Below are 18043 nucleotides of genomic sequence, written 5' to 3' on the forward strand. Positions count from 1 at the left end.
GCCGTTACTCAGTATGTGCGAATGCGAAAGTGGAGGAGATGAGGCAAAGATAGCGCAATGATTTTGCCCTATCTTTGCTGAGCTAAAGCGGTTATTTCTGCGCTTGCAGGATCACAAATTTGCCGTTGGAGGCGACTGTGGTGCAGTTTTTAAATAAACGCTGCAATTTGACGTGGTAAGCCAAGTGGCGATTCCCCACTATATGTAAAATGCCGCCATTTTTGAGTCGGCGCCGCGCGTCTAAAAACATCTGCCAAGCAATGTGGTCGGTAATCGCCTCGCCCTGATGGAAGGGCGGATTGCAGAGCACTAAATCGGGTTCTACACCATCGGGTAAATGGGTCATGCAATCATCCCAATGGAAATGGCCTTTTTCCGCGGGGAGTTGGTTGTTTGCCCAGTTGGCTTTTGCCGAGGCCACCGCCATTTCGGAATCATCAATAAAATGGATATCGGCATTAGGGTATAACTGGGCCGCACGCAGACCTAGCACGCCATTGCCACAACCTAGGTCGACAATCGTTTTAAAGTCGCCCTGAGGGAGGTTATCCAACATAATGCGCGCACCGATATCGAGTTTATTGGCGGCAAACACATTGCTTAAATTACTGATGTGGAGGTTGAATTCGGGAATATCCCAAGTGACTTCCTTCGGTAAGGCGCGTGGCTTGCCATCGCTAATACAGGTGATGACGCGGGTTTTCTTCCAAGCGAGGCTGGCGCTTGCTGGCCCTAAGTGTGTCGCGAATACTTCCAATAAGCTCGCGTTGATGGACTTGGCTTTTGCGCCAACCAACACTTTGCAGCCCGCGGGCAACACTTGCGATAAGCGCATCAGCTGGTGGGCAAAGTAAGTAAGGTTTTTAGGCAGCTTCATCAATACGAGGGCGAGATCGCAAGGCAAGGCATCGCGACTGGTAAACCTGGTTAGGTTATCCATAGGTAACTGATTGCGATGATGATTTTGCTCTGCACCTAAAAAACTGGTTCTGGCATCGGTTTCGACATTCAGTGGCCAATCGGGATTAAGTCGCGATAGGGCGCAGCTTAAGGCGCCAAAGCTGTCGTTGATAATGGCCGTTGGCACCGCGGTTTGTCCGCCTTCTACTAGGGTGTTAATCAAATGCTCGTCTGCCGCATCCCAAGCTTGGAGATTGGATTCCTGCGAAGCGGGGTAGCGAAAGAGTTCAAGCTCAATCCCTGCCACTGAAAATTGTGTCGTCATCTTTGTGCTAAGCCAATAAAAACAGTGCGAATAAAAACGCTGCCATTAAAACAGCGCCAATTAAATAAGGCGCAGATTATCGCAGATTTCCCCTTATCGTGCGATGCTTGCCTGAGGTTGTATATCTGCTCGTGCATTTATGGGTGATTGGATGGGGTCAATCAAGTCGTCAGTGGTATAAGGTACTGTATGAAACAAGTCGATTTAGGACTCGAACCTGAGGCCAATCTTGAAGCTGATAGCGGCATCTCTTGCGCCCATCATCAAGATGCGGCACAAGTCGAGCCGCCTATCACCTTAGTTAGGGATTATTTGAATGTGGCGCAGCAGAATGCCCTAATCAAGGAGGCCGAATCTTACCCTCTGAACCGCCCACAAATTCAAGTATTTGGGGAATATCATGCCATTCCAAGGCAGCAGGTTTGGTATGGCGATTTGGGATGCGACTATTTATATTCGGGGCTATTTATTCGTGCTTTGCCTTGGCCTAAGTATTTGCAAAAATTGCGTGACAAGTTGCAGCGGGATTTTGGCCTGGGCAGCAATGGTGTGTTAGTGAATCGCTATGCCGATGGTCAAGATTGCATGGGCGCCCACAGCGATGATGAGCCCGAGATTGCAAGCGGCAGTGATATCGCCTCTATCAGCCTTGGCGCCTCGCGGGATTTTGTGATTAAACATAAACACAGCAAGGTGAAATACACGATTAGCTTACACAGTGGTGACTTACTGATTATGCACTGGCCAATGCAGCAAGATTGGTTACACAGCGTGCCTAAGCGCTTAAAGGTTAAGGAACCCCGCTGGAACTACACCTTTAGGCAATTGATTGTTAATTATCATGGCTGATTGAAAGCTAAATTATTTCATACTGTTGCTAAATTGGCTCAGTTTAAAGCTGCAAAGCTGACGTTGGGATTTGATCTTTTGTACTTGAAGCAGTACTCTGCGGCCACTGGATTTTCCCATGTTGAGATTAGAATATGTCCAATACCCATGCGCAGGGCACAGTGGCACAGACCATTGATCAGAAGCTGACTGAAAGCTTCTCGCCAACTCATTTAGAAGTCCTTAACGAAAGTCACCGTCACCATGTTCCGCCTAATTCAGAGACTCACTTTAAAGTGGTTGTCGTCAGTGATGAATTTGATGGGCTTCGTTTGCTCGCCCGCCATCGTTTGGTTAATAACTGTTTAGCCAACGAGTTAGCGAACGGTGTGCATGCACTTTCTATCCATACCTTCACTCAGAGTGAATGGGCTAAGGATGTTGAAGTGCCTAAAACGCCAAATTGCCGCGGTTAATTCGGCCCCTGAACTTTATAAAAGCCACGTTATCAACGTGGCTTTTTTGTTTTAGGTCAAATAGACGACAATATGCGGTTTCCCTGTTGAATTTTCTGTGTTAACAATATGTTCTATTTTGTACTGAATTAGTGCTCACTGTTTCTTGCGACTGAAGTGTAAGTAGTAAGCATCTAAACAAGAGTGCTTTAGAGCAGTCGATACTTAAGAGCGCTAATTTTCATACTGTTAACTAACTTCGCATTCAGGGAGAGTGTTCGATGCGTCATTTGGGGTGCCTAATCTTTGCGGTATTGCTTATTGGTCTCGGAGGGTGTAATCCCGCGCCCCAGCATATCGAGCAGACTGCAGCACCTCATCCCGATGCGACTCCCGTTAAAGATGTTATCGAGTGGCGTTTAGCCACGTCTTGGCCGAAAAACTTTGCTGGTTTAGGTATGGCACCTGAGCGTTTTGCCAAGCTGGTGAACGAGATGTCCCATGGCCGCTTGCAAATTCATGTGTATGGCGCGGGAGAATTAATGCCCGCCTTTGCGGTGTTCGACGGGGTAAGCCAAGGTAAAATCCAAATGGCCCACGCCGCCTCCTATTATTGGAAGGGGAAAGCGCCCGCCTCACAGTTTTTTTCTTCTATCCCCTTTGGTATGACGGCCCAAGAGATGAACGGCTGGCTGCATTATGGTGGCGGCATGGCATTGTGGGAGGAGGTCTATCGCCCCTTTGGCATCATTCCATTAGCGGGTGGCAATACGGGGATGCAGATGGGCGGCTGGTTTAATAAACCTATTAATAGCATTGCCGATTTTAAAGGCTTGAAGATCCGTATGCCGGGCTTGGGGGGCGAAGTGCTAAAACGCGTTGGTGCCGTACCCGTCAATATGGCGGGCAGGGAGCTTTATGGCGCTTTGCAAACGGGGTCTATCGATGCGGCTGAGTGGGTTGGGCCTGTCAATGACCTCGCTTTTGGTTTACATAAAGTCGCCAAATATTACTATTACCCCGGTTGGCACGAGCCTGGCTCCAATATGGAGTTTTTGATTAATAAGGGTGCGTTCGAGAGTCTTCCCCAAGATTTACAAGCCATAGTCAAAACGGCTGCACGCGCCATCAATCAAGATATGTTGGACGAATACACCACGCGTAACGTGACTGCGCTTGACACCTTAGTCAAAGATGAAGGTGTGGTGCTTAAGGCTTTTCCGCCCCAGGTGCTCACCGAGCTTGAACGTATTTCACAGCAGGTCATTGAAGAGCAGGCCGAGCAGGATCCTATGATGCGCAAAGTGTATCGCGCTTACCATGCCTATGAGCAGGGGGGGCGTGAGTATCATAAGATTTCAGAGGATGCTTACAGCCAGCAGCGCCAGCACTAATGCCGATAATTTGAACAAAATGTTCATATTAGCGTCTGATTAATGTGAGATGATTTCATCTTACATTATCTTGTTATCGACCTAATCCATTTGGTGTTATGCTTGCGCCCATAAACCGATAGCGGTTGTATCGCCCTAAGAATTTGGAGTTTCCTATGCCATTACTTGATAGCTTTACCGTTGACCATACTCGGATGAATGCGCCAGCCGTGCGTGTTGCCAAACATATGAGTACCCCAAAAGGCGATGCGATTACCGTATTCGATCTACGTTTTTGTGCACCGAATAAAGATATCCTCAGCGAGCGTGGTATCCATACCCTAGAACATCTGTTTGCAGGCTTTATGCGTGATCATCTAAACGGCAGCGATGTTGAAATTATTGATATTTCACCAATGGGATGCCGCACCGGTTTCTACATGAGCCTGATTGGTGAGCCGAGTGAGCGCCAAGTGGCCGATGCATGGCTTGCCTCAATGGAAGATGTGCTCAAAGTGGTTGAGCAATCTGAAATTCCTGAGCTTAACGAGTATCAATGTGGCACTTACGAGATGCACTCGTTAGAACAAGCCCAAGATATCGCCCGTAACATTATCGCCGCAGGTGTGAGTGTTAACCGTAATGATGACTTAAAACTCAGCGATGAGATCTTAGGTCAGCTCTAAGCTTTGCTAAGGCATCACAAGGTGTGGTGCCTAGACTTAAGGCCTTAGCGTCAAGAAAGCGACATTCGTCGCTTTTTTTTTCGAGCAAATTCAGCTATTTTACAAAATAACAACAAAAACGCCGTACGCTAACAAACACTTTTGGGAGCTTGGTATGTCTAGTCGCTACTTTGTCATGTCGCTGACCGCGCTTGCGGTTTCCTGTGTCTACACTCATCCCCTCAAAGCAAACCCACTCTATTCTCAAACACTCGATCTGATTGAGCTCAATGACCAATATCACTCCAGTGATGATGGGATGCAGCTGAGTTACTTAAATAGCTTAACCTTATTGCGGGCCGACCACAGTGGAAATACCGCGAATATCAGTATGCGCTCCGCTAGCCAAGGTGTGGCCGTGATGCAAGATAGGGTGTATTTTTCACCCGCGCCTTATTCGGCGCCGCAGTTGCAGTTATTGCCTAACCTTTTACTACAGCAAAATGTTACTAGCATACCACTGGCGGATATGACGGTAGGCGGGCAGGGCGCTTTCGGTGTGGTGAATTATCAGAGCCTTGAAATAGCTAACCGACCTCAGTCGGGCAGCTTTCTCGTTGAAGGTTCGACAGAGTCGGATTTGAATGCCGGCATGAGTTGGGGCGTTAAGCAAAAAGAATATGGCGCATTATTCGCAGCGAATTACCAGAAAGAACAAGGTGATGCGAATTTTTTCAATGGCAGCGATGCCGATAGAACCAAAACGGATATGTTGTTCAAGGTGAATGCGGCAAGTTTGCTTGGCGCACGCAGTCCGCAGCAGACGGAATTTACCTACCAATTTATCGATGATAACAGTTATCGCTCGCAGCTTGGTGTCACCACGGCGGACTGGCAGCAGGATCCCTTACTCTTGTACTCGGCAACGGCGCAGGATAAGCATAAAGGGCGGCAGCACAAGTATCAGCTTTCACACCAAGTGGATTTAGGCGGCAGTAAAGTGATCAGTGACTTTTACTATCAGTCCTATTCACAACAGCTGGCACAACTTGGGTTGTTTAATGGGCAAGAGATTGACACAGCAACGCTTGCCGATATCGCCGCCTTTGATCGAGCTCCAAGTGCAAATGGCGCCGATTTAAATCTGCTCGTCCAAGATAACGATTACAGTGCCTTTGGCGCCCAGACCCAAGCCATAAACCAGTACGGCGAACATCAGATCATTTACAGCGCTCGTTATCATACGGATAAGGCGGAAATGCGCTTTGGCGAGCAAACGGCGTTATGGCAAGCGGATAGAAGCCTTGCGGTTGATGAGTCAAACGCGTTGTTCGCTTATACCGATGATGCCACTGCGCTAACGTCGGCCATTGATTCGCTATTTCGCTGGCAAGGCATGCAAATCAAGTTAGGCCTGACTTACGAGCATGTGAGTGTTAATCGTGAAGTGAATCAGCCTGTTGCGAGACTCGATGAAGCGGATTTCTCCGACAGTGATTGGATGCCGCAATTAGGTGTGCTTTATGATGCGGGCGATTGGCGTTTTAGTACCGATATCCGTAGGGCATGGACTGCGGCGAGTGCGGGAAATACTACACAAGAGGCTCAGGTGTCGCTGCACTATCAAGTGAGCGCCCAATATGCGCGTGAAGGGATAAAAGCCGATTTACGGGCCTATGTGCAAGAGTTCGACAATTTGCATGTGGACTGCGATAGCTATTCGATGTGCGCCGATGCACGCTTGTTAACCCAAGAGAATATTCCCGATGTACTCACCTATGGTGTAGAACTTGGCCTTGGCTATCGCTGGGACTTGGGTGGGGTAGAGCTACCCTTAGGGCTAAATTATCAATATCTTAGCGCTGAGTATCAAACCAGTACTTGTACCGATGTTCAAGGCTGTGTTCTAGAGGGCGATAGATTAGCTTGGTTACCCGAACATCAATTGCAGTTGAGTGCAGGGGTTAACTATGGCGAATATCAATTAAATCTTGAGGCGGCCTATCAATCTGAGCGCGATTTCAGCCAATTTGGCAGTGAGTTGCAACGGGTATCAGGCCAATGGCGGGTCGATTTAGCGGCAAACTATGATTTTGATAAACACCATAGGTTGTATTTTAGGGTAGAAAACCTCCTCGATGAGTCCTTAGTGACCGCAGCATCAAATAGCGGAATTCGGACTGAAAATGGACGGATCAGCTATTTGGGTTATCAGTGGCGTTTCTAAACTGAATTAAATTTTGTTTAAAGATTATTCAAAGAGAAAGCGAAAAGGTCGTTTTAGCTATCGTCATAAAGAGGTATCGACCTTTCGCTAAATTATTTCTTTAAAAATTAATGTTATAGTATTTGTCGACCGTAATATTTTCTCTTTCTGCACCCTCACTCGGTCGGAAGGTGAACGCTGTAGCGCATGATTCTTTTAAATCCTTATTTGAGGTTTGAAATCACCTATAATTTTCGTGGCGATGCCACGGCAATTGGGGTAAAATGCGCGCGACCAGCGTGATTGCGATCGCATTTCTGTGATAAATCTGCGCTAGCTCAATGCAGTAGGTTTTGTTTAAAACCTCAGTATTTAGCAGGAACGCGGCGCATTGTCTTTCCTTCAAAACGTAGTGCTTGTGGATATGATTACAATTAAGAAAGGATTGGAACTGCCTATAGCAGGCGGACCAGAGCAAGTTATCCATAATGGCCCAGCCATTAAACATGTAGCTACTTTGGGTGAAGAGTATATTGGCTTACGTCCAACGATGAAGATCAAAGTGGGCGACAAAGTTCAAAAAGGTCAGGTGATTTTCGAAGATAAGAAAAATCCTGGCGTAAAATATACGGCTTTAGCCAGTGGTACTATATTAGACATTAACCGGGGCGCCCAGCGTGTGCTGCAGTCTGTTGTTATTCAAGTAGAAGGGAACGAAAGCGTTGCCTTTGCTAAGTATGACGCCACTGCTCTCGATACGCTAGACTCGCAACTGGTCCGTGACAACCTGATCGAATCAGGCTTATGGACTGCATTGCGTACACGTCCTTTCAGCAAAGTGCCTGCCGTAGATTCTTCTGCCGCTGGTATTTTCGTCACCGCGATTGATACGCAACCCCATGCCGCCGATCCTGTTGTAGTGATCCGTGAGCATAAAGAAGATTTTGCTAATGGTCTTAAGGTCTTAGCAAGACTTACCGAAGGTAAAGTTTACCTTTGTAAAGCGCCTGGCGCCGATATTCCTGCCGCTAATGCCCAAGTTGAAGAATTTGCCGGTGTTCACCCTGCGGGTCTTGTTGGTACTCATATCCATTTCCTACTTCCTGCTTCTGCAAAACGTACTGTTTGGCATGTCGGTTACCAAGATGTAATAGCCATTGGTCAGCTATTTACTACCGGTCAACTGAATACCGAACGTGTGATCGCAATTGCCGGTCCTAAAGCGGCTAAGCCACGTCTGGTTCGCACTGTTTTAGGTGCAAGCATGACTGAACTGACCGCGGGCGAAACCTTAGACGGTAACGTACGTGTTGTTTCAGGCTCTGTGCTGAATGGCCGTACTGCTGTAGGTCCTCAAGGATATTTAGGTCGTTACCACGCGCAGGTGAGTCTGTTAGAAGAAGGCACTGAAAAAGAATTCTTTGGTTGGGTGTTACCAGGCTCAAACAAATACTCTATTACCCGTGCATTCCTTGGCCACTTAAGCGCTTCTCGTCTGTTCAACATGACAACGAGCACAGGTGGTTCAGACCGCGCTATGGTGCCAATCGGCAACTACGAGCGTGTAATGCCATTGGATATTCTTCCTACTATGTTGTTGCGTGACCTGATCTCAGGTGACTTTGACGGTGCTGCCACTTTAGGCGCGTTAGAGTTGGATGAAGAAGATCTCGCACTGTGTACGTTCGTATGTCCAGGCAAATATGACTACGGTTCATATCTGCGTGACTGTTTAGATACGATCGAGAGGGAAGGCTAATGAGCTTGAAAGATTTTTTCGAACGTATTGAACCCGACTTTGAAAAAGGCGGTAAATACGAAAAGTTTTATGCCCTCTTCGAAGCGGCATACACCATTTTTTATACGCCAGGTAAAGTGAACAAGGGTAAAACCCACGTTCGCGACAACATCGACCTGAAACGTATGATGATCACGGTTTGGGCCTGTGCCTTCCCAGCGATGTTCGTGGGTATGTACAACGTCGGTCTGCAAGCACAACTTGCGTTAATCGCGGGTTTTGCAACGCCTGACGTATGGCAAGTGAGCCTGTTCGGCATGTTCGGTACCGAACTGACCGCCAACTCTGGCTGGCCTGCACTGATGTGGTACGGCGCCTGTTTCTTCCTACCTATCTACGCGGTGACCTTCGCCGTGGGTGGTATTTGGGAAGTGCTGTTTGCCGCTATCCGTGGCCACGAAGTTAACGAAGGTTTCTTCGTTACCTCTATCCTGTTCGCGTTAACCCTGCCTGCAACTATCCCATTGTGGATGGTGGCCTTAGGTATCACCTTCGGTGTGGTTGTGGCTAAAGAAGTGTTCGGTGGTACGGGTCGTAATTTCTTAAACCCAGCATTAGCCGGTCGTGCCTTCCTGTTCTTCGCTTACCCACTGAACATGTCTGGTGACACTTCATGGGTTGTGGCTGACGGTTACTCTGGTGCAACGGCTCTGAGCCAAGCGGCAGCGGGTACCTTAGATTACACATTCAACCAAAACTGGTGGGATGCGTTTTTCGGTTTCATCCCAGGCTCTGTGGGTGAAGTATCGACTCTGGCGATTCTGTTAGGTGGTCTGGTTATCATCTATACCCGTATCGCTTCATGGCGCATCGTTGGCGGCGTGATGGTCGGTATGATTGCTATCTCTACACTGTTAAATGTGATCGGTAGCGACACTAACCCAATGTTTGCAATGCCTTGGTACTGGCACTTAGTGTTAGGTGGTTTTGCATTTGGCATGATGTTTATGGCGACTGACCCAGTGTCTGCGTCATTCACTAACCAAGCTAAATGGGCATACGGTATCTTGATTGGTGCAATGGCTGTGTTTATCCGCGTGATTAACCCTGCATTCCCAGAAGGCATGATGTTAGCGATTCTGTTTGCTAACTTGTTCGCGCCATTGTTCGACCACTTCGTGGTTCAGGCAAATATCAAGCGGAGGATTGCTCGTGGCTAGTAATAAAGATTCGTTCGGCAGAACGTTATTTATCGTCGTTGGCTTATGCCTAATTTGTGCGATATTCGTGTCGACTGCGGCAGTATTACTGCGCCCAACTCAAGCAGAAAACAAGCTGCTTGATAAGCAAAAGTACATCCTCGAAGCTGCGGGTCTGATTGACACGAAAGCGGGCAAAGTAACCAAAGCTCAGATTTTGGATACTTACGGCAAGCACATTGAAGCTAAGTTAGTTAACTTAAAAACCGGTGATTGGGTTGAAGGTGTTGATGCCAACACATTCGATCAACGCAAAGCGTCTCGCGATGTGAAAACCTCTTTTGTACCTGAAAACGACATCGCTTCGGTTAAGCGTGTTGCTGAAGATGCAGTGGTTTATTTAGTGCGTGATGAACAAGGTAAGTTAACCAGCGTGATCCTGCCAGTTCATGGTTATGGCCTGTGGTCGACTATGTATGCTTTCCTCGCGTTAGATGCTGATCTGAACACGATTCAAAGCTTAGTGTACTACGAGCAAGGTGAAACCCCAGGTCTTGGTGGTGAAGTGCAAAACGCTCAGTGGAAAGCGAAATGGCACGGTAAAAAGTTATTTGATGAGCAAGGTAACATTGCTATCAGCGTAACTAAAAACCCAGCTGTGGCTAGCACTGAATACGGTGTGGATGCATTATCCGGCGCGACTCTGACCAGTAACGGTGTTCAACACTCTCTGACATTCTGGTTAGGTAAAGAAGGTTTTGCGAGTTTCATTGAAAAAGCACGCAATGGAGGTCTCAGCTAATGTCTGACGCTAAAGAGCTGAAACAGGTTCTGACTGGACCTATCGTCAACAACAACCCGATTGCATTACAAGTCCTTGGTGTATGTAGTGCGTTAGCGGTAACGAGCAAACTCGAAACTGCACTGGTAATGGCGTTGGCATTAACTGCGGTAACAGCGTTTTCTAACCTGTTTATCTCAATGATCCGTAACCATATTCCTAGCAGCGTACGTATTATCGTACAGATGACCATTATTGCCTCTTTGGTAATCGTGGTTGACCAATTGCTGCAGGCTTATGCTTATCAGATTTCTAAGCAGTTATCGGTATTCGTGGGCCTGATCATTACGAACTGTATCGTAATGGGTCGCGCTGAAGCCTATGCGATGAAAACACCGCCAATGATGAGCTTTATGGATGGTATCGGTAACGGTTTAGGTTACGGTGCGATTCTGTTAGCCGTTGGCTTCGTGCGTGAACTGTTTGGTAACGGTTCTCTGTTCGGTGTTCAAATCCTGCACAAGATCTCTGAAGGTGGCTGGTATCAACCAAACGGTCTGTTATTACTGCCGCCAAGTGCGTTCTTCCTGATCGGTATTCTGATTTGGATTATTCGTACCTATAAGCCAGAGCAAGTTGAAGCAAAAGGGTAATTTGAGATGGAACATTATATTAGCCTGTTAATTCGCTCTGTTTTCATCGAAAACATGGCACTGGCCTTCTTCTTAGGTATGTGTACTTTCTTAGCGGTATCGAAGAAAGTGACTACCGCGATGGGCCTAGGGATTGCGGTAGTTGTAGTGTTAACTATCTCTGTTCCTGCTAACCAAGTTATTTACCAAGGGCTGTTAGCACCTGGCGCACTGGCTTGGGCTGGTGCACCTGAAGCTGACCTAAGCTTCTTGAAATTCATTACCTTTATCGGTGTGATTGCGGCTTTAGTTCAAATTCTGGAAATGGCACTGGATAAGTACTTTCCTCCTTTGTACAACGCGTTAGGTATCTTCTTACCTCTGATCACTGTGAACTGTGCGATTTTCGGTGCGGTATCATTCATGGTTGAGCGTGACTACAAGCTGGGCGAAAGTGTGGTGTTTGGTTTCGGCTCTGGAGTAGGTTGGGCATTAGCTATCGTATTGATGGCCGGTATCCGTGAGAAGCTGAAGTATGCCGATGTGCCGAATGGCCTGCGTGGTTTAGGTATTACCTTTATTACCGCTGGTTTAATGGCCTTAGGTTTCATGTCGTTTTCTGGTGTGTCTCTGTAAGAGACACCAAACGGCTTCTTGAATTGGACCTTCTAAGGATAAGTTAATGGATATTCTTGGTATTTTTAAATCTACTCCGCTCGAGGTTTACCTCGGTGTGAGTATGTTTACTGCTATCGTCCTCGTCTTAGTGTTAGTGATTTTATTCGCTAAATCTAAGCTAGTGTCTAGCGGTGACATCACGATCGGCATCAACGACGATCCTGAAAAAGCGATTACAACCGGTGCCGGTGGCAAGCTGTTAGGCGTGCTAGCGAACAGTGGTATCTTCGTATCGAGCGCCTGTGGTGGCGGTGGTTCTTGTGGCCAATGTCGCGTAGTGGTGAAGTCTGGCGGCGGTGATATTCTGCCAACAGAATTAGACCACATCAGCAAGGGTGACGCCCGTAAAGGTTGCCGTCTGTCTTGCCAGGTGAACGTTAAGAACGATATGGAAATCGAGCTTGACGAAGAAATCTTCGGTATTAAGAAGTGGGAATGTACTGTTATCTCTAACGATAACAAGGCGACCTTCATTAAAGAACTGAAGCTGCAAATTCCTGATGGTGAATCTGTTCCGTTCCGTGCGGGTGGTTACATCCAGATCGAAGCGCCTGCACACCATGTTAAATATGCTGATTTCGACGTACCTGCAAAATACCGTGGTGACTGGGAACACTTTGGCTTCTTCAAGTTAGAATCTAAAGTTGACGAAGAAACGATCCGTGCTTACTCAATGGCTAACTACCCAGAAGAGTTTGGCATCATCATGTTGAACGTGCGTATCGCAACGCCACCTCCACGTAACCTGAGCTTACCATGCGGTAAGATGTCATCTTACATTTGGAGCCTGAAGGCTGGCGATAAAGTCACGATTTCTGGCCCATTCGGTGAATTCTTCGCGAAAGATACCGATGCAGAAATGGTGTTTATCGGTGGTGGTGCGGGTATGGCCCCAATGCGTTCACACATTTTCGATCAACTGAAGCGTCTGAAGTCTAAGCGTAAGATGAGCTTCTGGTACGGTGCACGTTCTAAGCGTGAAATGTTCTACGTGGAAGACTTTGACGGCCTAGCGGCTGAAAACGACAACTTCGTATGGCATGTGGCCCTGTCTGATCCTCAACCAGAGGACAACTGGGATGGTTACACAGGTTTCATCCATAACGTACTGTATGAAAACTACCTGAAAGACCATGAAGCGCCAGAAGATTGTGAGTTCTACATGTGTGGACCTCCAATGATGAACGCGGCCGTGATCGGTATGTTGAAAAATCTTGGTGTCGAAGACGAAAACATCCTGTTGGATGACTTCGGCGGCTAATGTGAATTAGCCCAAGGTGAGAAGAGTTGCAGATGTGGAGTAGAGCTCTCATCTGCAACTTTTGCATTAAAGGGCATCCAAAAGAGTTGTTAGTCACTATGTTTAAAACCCTAGCGTTAAAAACCCCCGTGTTAAAAACCTCAGTGTTAAAGCATTCAGTGAGCTGGCTGGTCCTTGTAGGTCTAGCCTTTTTTATTTCAGCCTGTAGCAAACAGGATGAGGTTATCTCCCTCGCGGGCAGCACAATGGGCACGACCTACCACATTAAAGTGGTTCCCAATGAGCAAATGCCGACGGCCCAGTTACTGCAGGCCGAAATTGACTTAGCCTTAGAGCTGGTCAATAACCAGATGTCGACCTATCGACCCAATTCAGAATTGTCTCGTTTCAACCAGTTACCGCTCGAGCAGAGTGTAGAAGTCTCTCCTGATACCATCAAAGTGGTTAAAGAAGGCATGCGTTTGTATAACGTGACAGACAAAGCCTTAGACATTACCTTAGGGCCGCTGGTGAACCTATGGGGATTTGGTCCCGATAAGCGCCCAACCAAAGTGCCGACTCAAGCAGATATCGATGCGGCTAAAGCCAAAACCGGTATCAGTGAGCTTTCTATCGAAGGTAATCGCTTAAGCAAACACAATGCGCATTTATATGTGGACCTGTCTTCAATCGCCAAAGGTTTTGGCGTGGATAAAGTGGCCTCGATTTTAGATAAGTACCATGCAAGTGGCTACTTAGTCGAAATTGGCGGCGAGCTGAGCATTAAAGGTACTAAAGGCGATGGCAGTTCGTGGCGCGTCGCGATAGAGAAACCGACCGACGATGGCATGGCGGTGCAACAGGTGATTGAGCCTGGCACTATGGCGATGGCAACGTCGGGGGATTATCGTAATTATTATGAGGAAGAAGGTCAGCGCTTTACTCATATAATTGATCCACGTACCGGTTTGCCTATTAATCATAAGCTAGCATCTGTGACCGTTTTGCATAAGAAATGTATGACGGCCGATGGTTTTGCGACGGCGATGATGGTTTTAGGCACAGAAGCGTCATTGGAGCTTGCCAAGAAAGAACACTTGGCGATAATGCTAATAGAAAAGCAAGGCGAAGGATTTAAAGTCTACTACAGTGACGCCTTCAAGCCTTTCCTTAAGTAGTTGGAGTTAACATGAGCACTTTTATCGCGGCATTTGTGATTTTATTACTGTTCTTTTTGCTTATGTCGATAGGTTATCTCATCAAGCGCAAAGCCGTTGAAGGAAGCTGTGGCGGTTTAGGTGTATTAGGGATTGAAAAAGCCTGCGATTGTGATGATCCCTGCGACAAGCGTAAGCGTCGTATGGCCGCAGAAGAAGCGCGCCGTGAGAAGTTAACGAAAGACAGGATCATTTAATTATCCGCTTCAACTGAAATAGCCTCCTCTGGAGGCTATTTTTTTGCCTCGATTTTAGCATTGGCAAAATTAATCCTTGATATATGAGGAGGATAGCGGGCTAATCTAAGCGATAATGAGAATGCTTTTTATCTTTAAGTTTGTGAAAAATAAAGAAAATTTGAGTTGGCTTGAAAACTGTACTAGGCTAGAAGCTTGATTTAGATCAATCTTTCACTCATATCAAGGATAGTTACTTATGAAAGGTCATCCTAAAGTGGTGGGACAACTCAATCGGGTACTTACCTGTGAGTTAACGGCCATTAATCAATATTTTCTCCACGCCAGAATGTTCAAACATTGGGGCCTCGAGAAGCTAAATCACGTCGAATACAAGAAATCCATCCAAGATATGAAGCACGCCGATAAGATTATCGAGCGGGTATTATTTTTAGAGGGATTACCGAATCTGCAACAGCTCGAAAAACTGCGTATTGGCGAGCACACTCAAGAGATGCTCGATTGCGATTTAGCCATGGTGCAGGAACAACTCACTCTGTTACGGGATGCCATTAACCTCTGCGAAGCGGAGCAGGATTATGTGAGTCGCGATCTGCTTGAAGATATTCTTGAAGATGAAGAAGAGCACTTAGATTGGCTCGAGTCACAACAGGAGCTGATTAGCTTAACCGGCATTCAAAACTATCTTCAATCGCAAATTAGTGAGTCATAGGAGCAGAATATGAAAGGTGATAAAGAAGTCATCGACGCGTTGAATCGACTCCTAACGGGAGAGTTATCGGCGATGGATCAGTATTTTGTGCATGCCCATATGTACGAAGACTGGGGCCTGAATGAACTCTATGAACGTATTGCCCATGAGTCAGATGATGAAAAGCACCATGCGGCCAAGCTGGTACAACGTATTTTATTCCTCGAAGGCGTGCCGAATGTGGCCGCGCGGGAAGCGCTCAATATCGGCGCAAACGTCGAAGAGATGCTGCGTAACGATTTGGCCTATGAGTACAAGGTGGCCGATGATTTGCGTAAGGTGATTGCCCTGTGTGAATCGAAGAAAGATTACCAAACCCGTGAGATCTTAGAAGTCTTACTCGACGATACCGAATCTGACCATATGTATTGGTTAGAAAAACAACTCGGTTTGATTGACCGTATCGGTTTAGCGAATTACCTGCAAACTAAGATGTAATACCGCCCAGTTGCGCGGCTCAAGCACCAAGGCTAGTCACGAAATGACTGGCCTTTGTTTTTTTATTTCGAGTATTTAGTCTAACACTCTGTAAAATATTGCTTATGCAATCTGATGTTCTGAGTGTTATTCAATCTTTAGTGATTCCTGTTATTGGGTTAATGTCTATTTTTTACAAATACTTGTTTACGTTTTTTCTCACATTTTCATCTGTTGTTGACTGGTAAAAATTGTTACCGTGTGAAACTGTTTTTGCGTGATTTTTTGTTAAGTGGTTGGTCAGCCAGACGGGAAGATGAATGAGATATATAAAACGTTCTCTAAGTTTGCAGTTAGTGGTCACTATCGTCGGTGCCCTTGCTGTACTTCTTACTTTAGTTGCCGCTTTGCTCGTGAATAAAGAAAGTAATAACACACGTAAGCAAGTGGATGCGGACATTTCGGCGCTCGTTGCCTTAAAGGCCAATGAGATTGGTGGTTATTTTGTGGCTAAGGGGCAAGTGATCCACTCGGTCTTTGCCGAGCCTGGGCTTATCAACTGGTTTAGCCAATACCATGCCCGTGGCAGTAATCTAGCCAATGACCAGCAGTACCAAGATATTATTCGTTATTTCCGCTCGTTTTCCGACCGTGATACCGATGTGAAGTCAGTGTTCTTCGGCTCGGCAAATACCTTCGAATATTTCGACCTTAATGGCCGTTTCGATGGCGATCCAAACTATTACACCAATAAACGTCCTTGGTGGCAGGAAGCTATTGATCAGCGCGGCCTATTTGTGGGCGATCCTGCGGTCGATGCGAACGATGGCTCGATTTCGGCCACAGTTAAAACCCCTGTCTACGGTGCCAATGGCGAGCTCATCGGGATTGGTGGTATGGATATTCTCATCGATACCATTGGTAAAACCCTGTTAGCGCCAATCAAATACCGTAACTATGGTCAAGCCTTCCTGATGACGGATGAAGGTAAGCTGGTGTATTTCCCCGGATTCTCGGATAAGTTCCCGCCGGGCTCACTTGCGAATCAAATCGATAGCCAGTTTAAGGACACCTCAGGCTTTACCGCCTTAAGACAGCAAATGCAGCGCGAAGCGCAGGGCTTTGCCGAAGTCACCTTTAACGGTGTGCCACAGCGGGTAACCTTTGTGTCTGTGGGCGGTGATTATCCTAAGCAAAAATGGCACTTAGCCTTTATGTTGCCCCATGAGGTGATTGAAGCGCCTGTAACCGAAGCCTTTTGGAATGCCTGTTTTGTGGCCTTGGGGATTATGCTCTTAGTCGGCATCACAGTATGGTTGATGTTATTGCCCTTTAGACGCCAGCTCAGCAAGTTACTCGATGCGATGGAAGACATTGCCGAGGGGGACAGTGACTTATCCCAACGCATTCTAATGGAACGGGAAGATGAGTTAGGCAAGCTGGGCGATGCCTTCAATCGCTTTGCCGAAAAGGTGCAGCAGATGCTGTTGCATACTCGCAATTTAACCCAAGAGGTTGGAACAGGGGTGATGGATGCACGCCAAGTTTGTGATTTAGCGGTCTCTTCGGTGTCATCGCAGAAACAACAAATCGATTCTGTGGCCACGGCCGCCACCCAAATGGCACAGACGAGCCAAGAAATGGCGATAAGCGCTCAACGGGCGAATGATTTTGCCGAAAAGGCGCAGACTCAGGCCCATGACGGTACCCAAATCGTATCCCGCGCGACCGAAGGCATGAAGGCATTATCGGTTCAAGTGATTGAGGCGGCCAAAGTCATCAAGGAGTTACGTAGCAGCTCTGAGCAAATAGGCGAAGTGTTAAGCGTGATCCGCAACATTGCCGACCAAACCAACTTGCTGGCGCTCAATGCTGCCATCGAGGCGGCGCGGGCGGGTGAGCAAGGTCGAGGTTTTGCTGTGGTGGCCGATGAAGTGCGAACTCTCGCATCCCGCACCCAAGATTCTACCGCCAACATTCAAGGCATTATCCAAACCCTGCAGCAGAGCGCGCTACAAGCCGAGCAGGTGATGGAGTCTGGGGTTGAGCAGGCAAGAGTCGGGCAAGACCTGACCACGCAAGTGGAGCAAGCCTTAAGTGATATCGCCAGTGCGATTGTGTCGATTCAGCAGCAAACGGTGGAAATTACCGTTGCGATTGGCCAGCAGGCCGTTGTGGCTGAAGAGGTGGCACAAAACGTCGTTAGCGTGCGTGGTCTATCCGATCAGTCTTTGCTCTCAAGCCAAGATTTATCCCAAAGTTTGCAGGGGTTTGAGCAAGCTACTCACGAACTGACCCGCAACATTGGCCAATTTAAGATTTAATTCAAATAGTTGTAAATCAAGGGAGCCTTAGGGCTCCCTTTGTTTTTTGGGCGCTTACAATCCAAGCGCAAACAGCACCGTTGCAAATTGATAAGTGACACTTGATTACTGTTTTTA

Annotated in this window: 17 protein-coding genes; 16 read left to right on the top strand and 1 reads right to left on the bottom strand. The window is 47.2% G+C overall.

Annotated elements, in window-relative coordinates; translation table 11 throughout:
• Nucleotides 1–91: 91 nt before the first annotated feature.
• Entirely contained in the window at nucleotides 92–1225 is a 1134-nt protein-coding gene (locus SHEWANA3_RS04860; RefSeq protein WP_011716061.1) for a methyltransferase, read from the bottom strand.
• Between the two features lie 189 nt (nucleotides 1226–1414).
• Here SHEWANA3_RS04860 and SHEWANA3_RS04865 point away from each other — a divergent pair, with 189 nt between their 5' ends.
• The 16 genes from SHEWANA3_RS04865 (at nucleotide 1415) to SHEWANA3_RS04940 (ending at nucleotide 17926) form a co-directional block, all read left to right on the top strand.
• Nucleotides 1415–2074, top strand: a complete 660-nt coding sequence (locus SHEWANA3_RS04865; protein WP_011716062.1) for an alpha-ketoglutarate-dependent dioxygenase AlkB — start codon at nucleotides 1415–1417, stop codon at nucleotides 2072–2074.
• Between the two features lie 134 nt (nucleotides 2075–2208).
• Nucleotides 2209–2529, top strand: coding sequence for a BolA/IbaG family iron-sulfur metabolism protein (locus tag SHEWANA3_RS04870; RefSeq protein WP_011716063.1), 321 nt, complete (start codon nucleotides 2209–2211; stop codon nucleotides 2527–2529).
• A 260-nt stretch (nucleotides 2530–2789) separates the two neighbouring features.
• On the top strand, nucleotides 2790–3902 hold the full coding sequence (locus SHEWANA3_RS04875) for a TRAP transporter substrate-binding protein (RefSeq protein ID WP_011716064.1): 1113 nt from the start codon (nucleotides 2790–2792) through the stop codon (nucleotides 3900–3902).
• A 155-nt stretch (nucleotides 3903–4057) separates the two neighbouring features.
• Nucleotides 4058–4567: an S-ribosylhomocysteine lyase gene (gene luxS, locus SHEWANA3_RS04880; RefSeq protein ID WP_011716065.1), complete on the top strand. Its 510-nt coding sequence runs from the start codon at nucleotides 4058–4060 to the stop codon at nucleotides 4565–4567.
• A 154-nt stretch (nucleotides 4568–4721) separates the two neighbouring features.
• Nucleotides 4722–6773 (top strand): TonB-dependent receptor, encoded by a 2052-nt coding sequence (locus SHEWANA3_RS04885; protein ID WP_011716066.1) that lies wholly within the window; start codon nucleotides 4722–4724, stop codon nucleotides 6771–6773.
• A gap of 403 nt (nucleotides 6774–7176) precedes the next feature.
• Nucleotides 7177–8511: a Na(+)-translocating NADH-quinone reductase subunit A gene (locus tag SHEWANA3_RS04890; protein WP_011716067.1), complete on the top strand. Its 1335-nt coding sequence runs from the start codon at nucleotides 7177–7179 to the stop codon at nucleotides 8509–8511.
• The gene (locus SHEWANA3_RS04895; RefSeq protein WP_011716068.1) at nucleotides 8511–9710 is read left to right on the top strand and encodes an NADH:ubiquinone reductase (Na(+)-transporting) subunit B; all 1200 of its coding nucleotides are present in this window, start codon (nucleotides 8511–8513) and stop codon (nucleotides 9708–9710) included. Before SHEWANA3_RS04890 ends, SHEWANA3_RS04895 begins: the two co-directional genes overlap by 1 nt.
• Complete coding sequence (locus SHEWANA3_RS04900; protein WP_011716069.1) at nucleotides 9703–10491, top strand: Na(+)-translocating NADH-quinone reductase subunit C; 789 nt, start codon at nucleotides 9703–9705, stop codon at nucleotides 10489–10491. Before SHEWANA3_RS04895 ends, SHEWANA3_RS04900 begins: the two co-directional genes overlap by 8 nt.
• The gene (locus SHEWANA3_RS04905; RefSeq protein WP_011621733.1) at nucleotides 10491–11123 is read left to right on the top strand and encodes an NADH:ubiquinone reductase (Na(+)-transporting) subunit D; all 633 of its coding nucleotides are present in this window, start codon (nucleotides 10491–10493) and stop codon (nucleotides 11121–11123) included. The genes SHEWANA3_RS04900 and SHEWANA3_RS04905 overlap by 1 nt, the downstream gene beginning before the upstream one ends.
• A gap of 6 nt (nucleotides 11124–11129) precedes the next feature.
• Nucleotides 11130–11738: an NADH:ubiquinone reductase (Na(+)-transporting) subunit E gene (gene nqrE / locus SHEWANA3_RS04910; RefSeq protein ID WP_006080469.1), complete on the top strand. Its 609-nt coding sequence runs from the start codon at nucleotides 11130–11132 to the stop codon at nucleotides 11736–11738.
• Between the two features lie 46 nt (nucleotides 11739–11784).
• On the top strand, nucleotides 11785–13041 hold the full coding sequence (gene nqrF / locus SHEWANA3_RS04915; protein WP_011716070.1) for an NADH:ubiquinone reductase (Na(+)-transporting) subunit F: 1257 nt from the start codon (nucleotides 11785–11787) through the stop codon (nucleotides 13039–13041).
• 98 nt (nucleotides 13042–13139) lie between these two features.
• Nucleotides 13140–14198: an FAD:protein FMN transferase gene (locus SHEWANA3_RS04920; protein WP_041412560.1), complete on the top strand. Its 1059-nt coding sequence runs from the start codon at nucleotides 13140–13142 to the stop codon at nucleotides 14196–14198.
• A gap of 11 nt (nucleotides 14199–14209) precedes the next feature.
• On the top strand, nucleotides 14210–14434 hold the full coding sequence (gene nqrM / locus SHEWANA3_RS04925) for a (Na+)-NQR maturation NqrM (RefSeq protein WP_007645837.1): 225 nt from the start codon (nucleotides 14210–14212) through the stop codon (nucleotides 14432–14434).
• A gap of 238 nt (nucleotides 14435–14672) precedes the next feature.
• On the top strand, nucleotides 14673–15146 hold the full coding sequence (bfr, locus tag SHEWANA3_RS04930) for a bacterioferritin (RefSeq protein ID WP_011716072.1): 474 nt from the start codon (nucleotides 14673–14675) through the stop codon (nucleotides 15144–15146).
• Between the two features lie 9 nt (nucleotides 15147–15155).
• On the top strand, nucleotides 15156–15623 hold the full coding sequence (gene bfr / locus SHEWANA3_RS04935; protein WP_011716073.1) for a bacterioferritin: 468 nt from the start codon (nucleotides 15156–15158) through the stop codon (nucleotides 15621–15623).
• A gap of 299 nt (nucleotides 15624–15922) precedes the next feature.
• On the top strand, nucleotides 15923–17926 hold the full coding sequence (locus SHEWANA3_RS04940) for a methyl-accepting chemotaxis protein (RefSeq protein WP_011716074.1): 2004 nt from the start codon (nucleotides 15923–15925) through the stop codon (nucleotides 17924–17926).
• The last annotated feature ends 117 nt before the right edge of the window (nucleotides 17927–18043 follow it).

The organism is Shewanella sp. ANA-3, assembly GCF_000203935.1.
GTDB lineage: Bacteria > Pseudomonadota > Gammaproteobacteria > Enterobacterales > Shewanellaceae > Shewanella.

Excerpts from the sequence above, each read along its gene's own strand:
- SHEWANA3_RS04860 (WP_011716061.1), bottom strand. The coding sequence starts at position 1,225 with ATGACGACACAATTTTCAGTGGCAGGGATTGAGCTTGAACTCTTTCGC.
- SHEWANA3_RS04865 (WP_011716062.1), top strand. The coding sequence starts at position 1,415 with ATGAAACAAGTCGATTTAGGACTCGAACCTGAGGCCAATCTTGAAGCT.
- SHEWANA3_RS04870 (WP_011716063.1), top strand. The coding sequence starts at position 2,209 with ATGTCCAATACCCATGCGCAGGGCACAGTGGCACAGACCATTGATCAG.
- SHEWANA3_RS04875 (WP_011716064.1), top strand. The coding sequence starts at position 2,790 with ATGCGTCATTTGGGGTGCCTAATCTTTGCGGTATTGCTTATTGGTCTC.
- luxS (WP_011716065.1), top strand. The coding sequence starts at position 4,058 with ATGCCATTACTTGATAGCTTTACCGTTGACCATACTCGGATGAATGCG.
- SHEWANA3_RS04885 (WP_011716066.1), top strand. The coding sequence starts at position 4,722 with ATGTCTAGTCGCTACTTTGTCATGTCGCTGACCGCGCTTGCGGTTTCC.
- SHEWANA3_RS04890 (WP_011716067.1), top strand. The coding sequence starts at position 7,177 with ATGATTACAATTAAGAAAGGATTGGAACTGCCTATAGCAGGCGGACCA.
- SHEWANA3_RS04895 (WP_011716068.1), top strand. The coding sequence starts at position 8,511 with ATGAGCTTGAAAGATTTTTTCGAACGTATTGAACCCGACTTTGAAAAA.
- SHEWANA3_RS04905 (WP_011621733.1), top strand. The coding sequence starts at position 10,491 with ATGTCTGACGCTAAAGAGCTGAAACAGGTTCTGACTGGACCTATCGTC.
- nqrE (WP_006080469.1), top strand. The coding sequence starts at position 11,130 with ATGGAACATTATATTAGCCTGTTAATTCGCTCTGTTTTCATCGAAAAC.
- nqrF (WP_011716070.1), top strand. The coding sequence starts at position 11,785 with ATGGATATTCTTGGTATTTTTAAATCTACTCCGCTCGAGGTTTACCTC.
- SHEWANA3_RS04920 (WP_041412560.1), top strand. The coding sequence starts at position 13,140 with ATGTTTAAAACCCTAGCGTTAAAAACCCCCGTGTTAAAAACCTCAGTG.
- nqrM (WP_007645837.1), top strand. The coding sequence starts at position 14,210 with ATGAGCACTTTTATCGCGGCATTTGTGATTTTATTACTGTTCTTTTTG.
- bfr (WP_011716072.1), top strand. The coding sequence starts at position 14,673 with ATGAAAGGTCATCCTAAAGTGGTGGGACAACTCAATCGGGTACTTACC.
- bfr (WP_011716073.1), top strand. The coding sequence starts at position 15,156 with ATGAAAGGTGATAAAGAAGTCATCGACGCGTTGAATCGACTCCTAACG.
- SHEWANA3_RS04940 (WP_011716074.1), top strand. The coding sequence starts at position 15,923 with ATGAGATATATAAAACGTTCTCTAAGTTTGCAGTTAGTGGTCACTATC.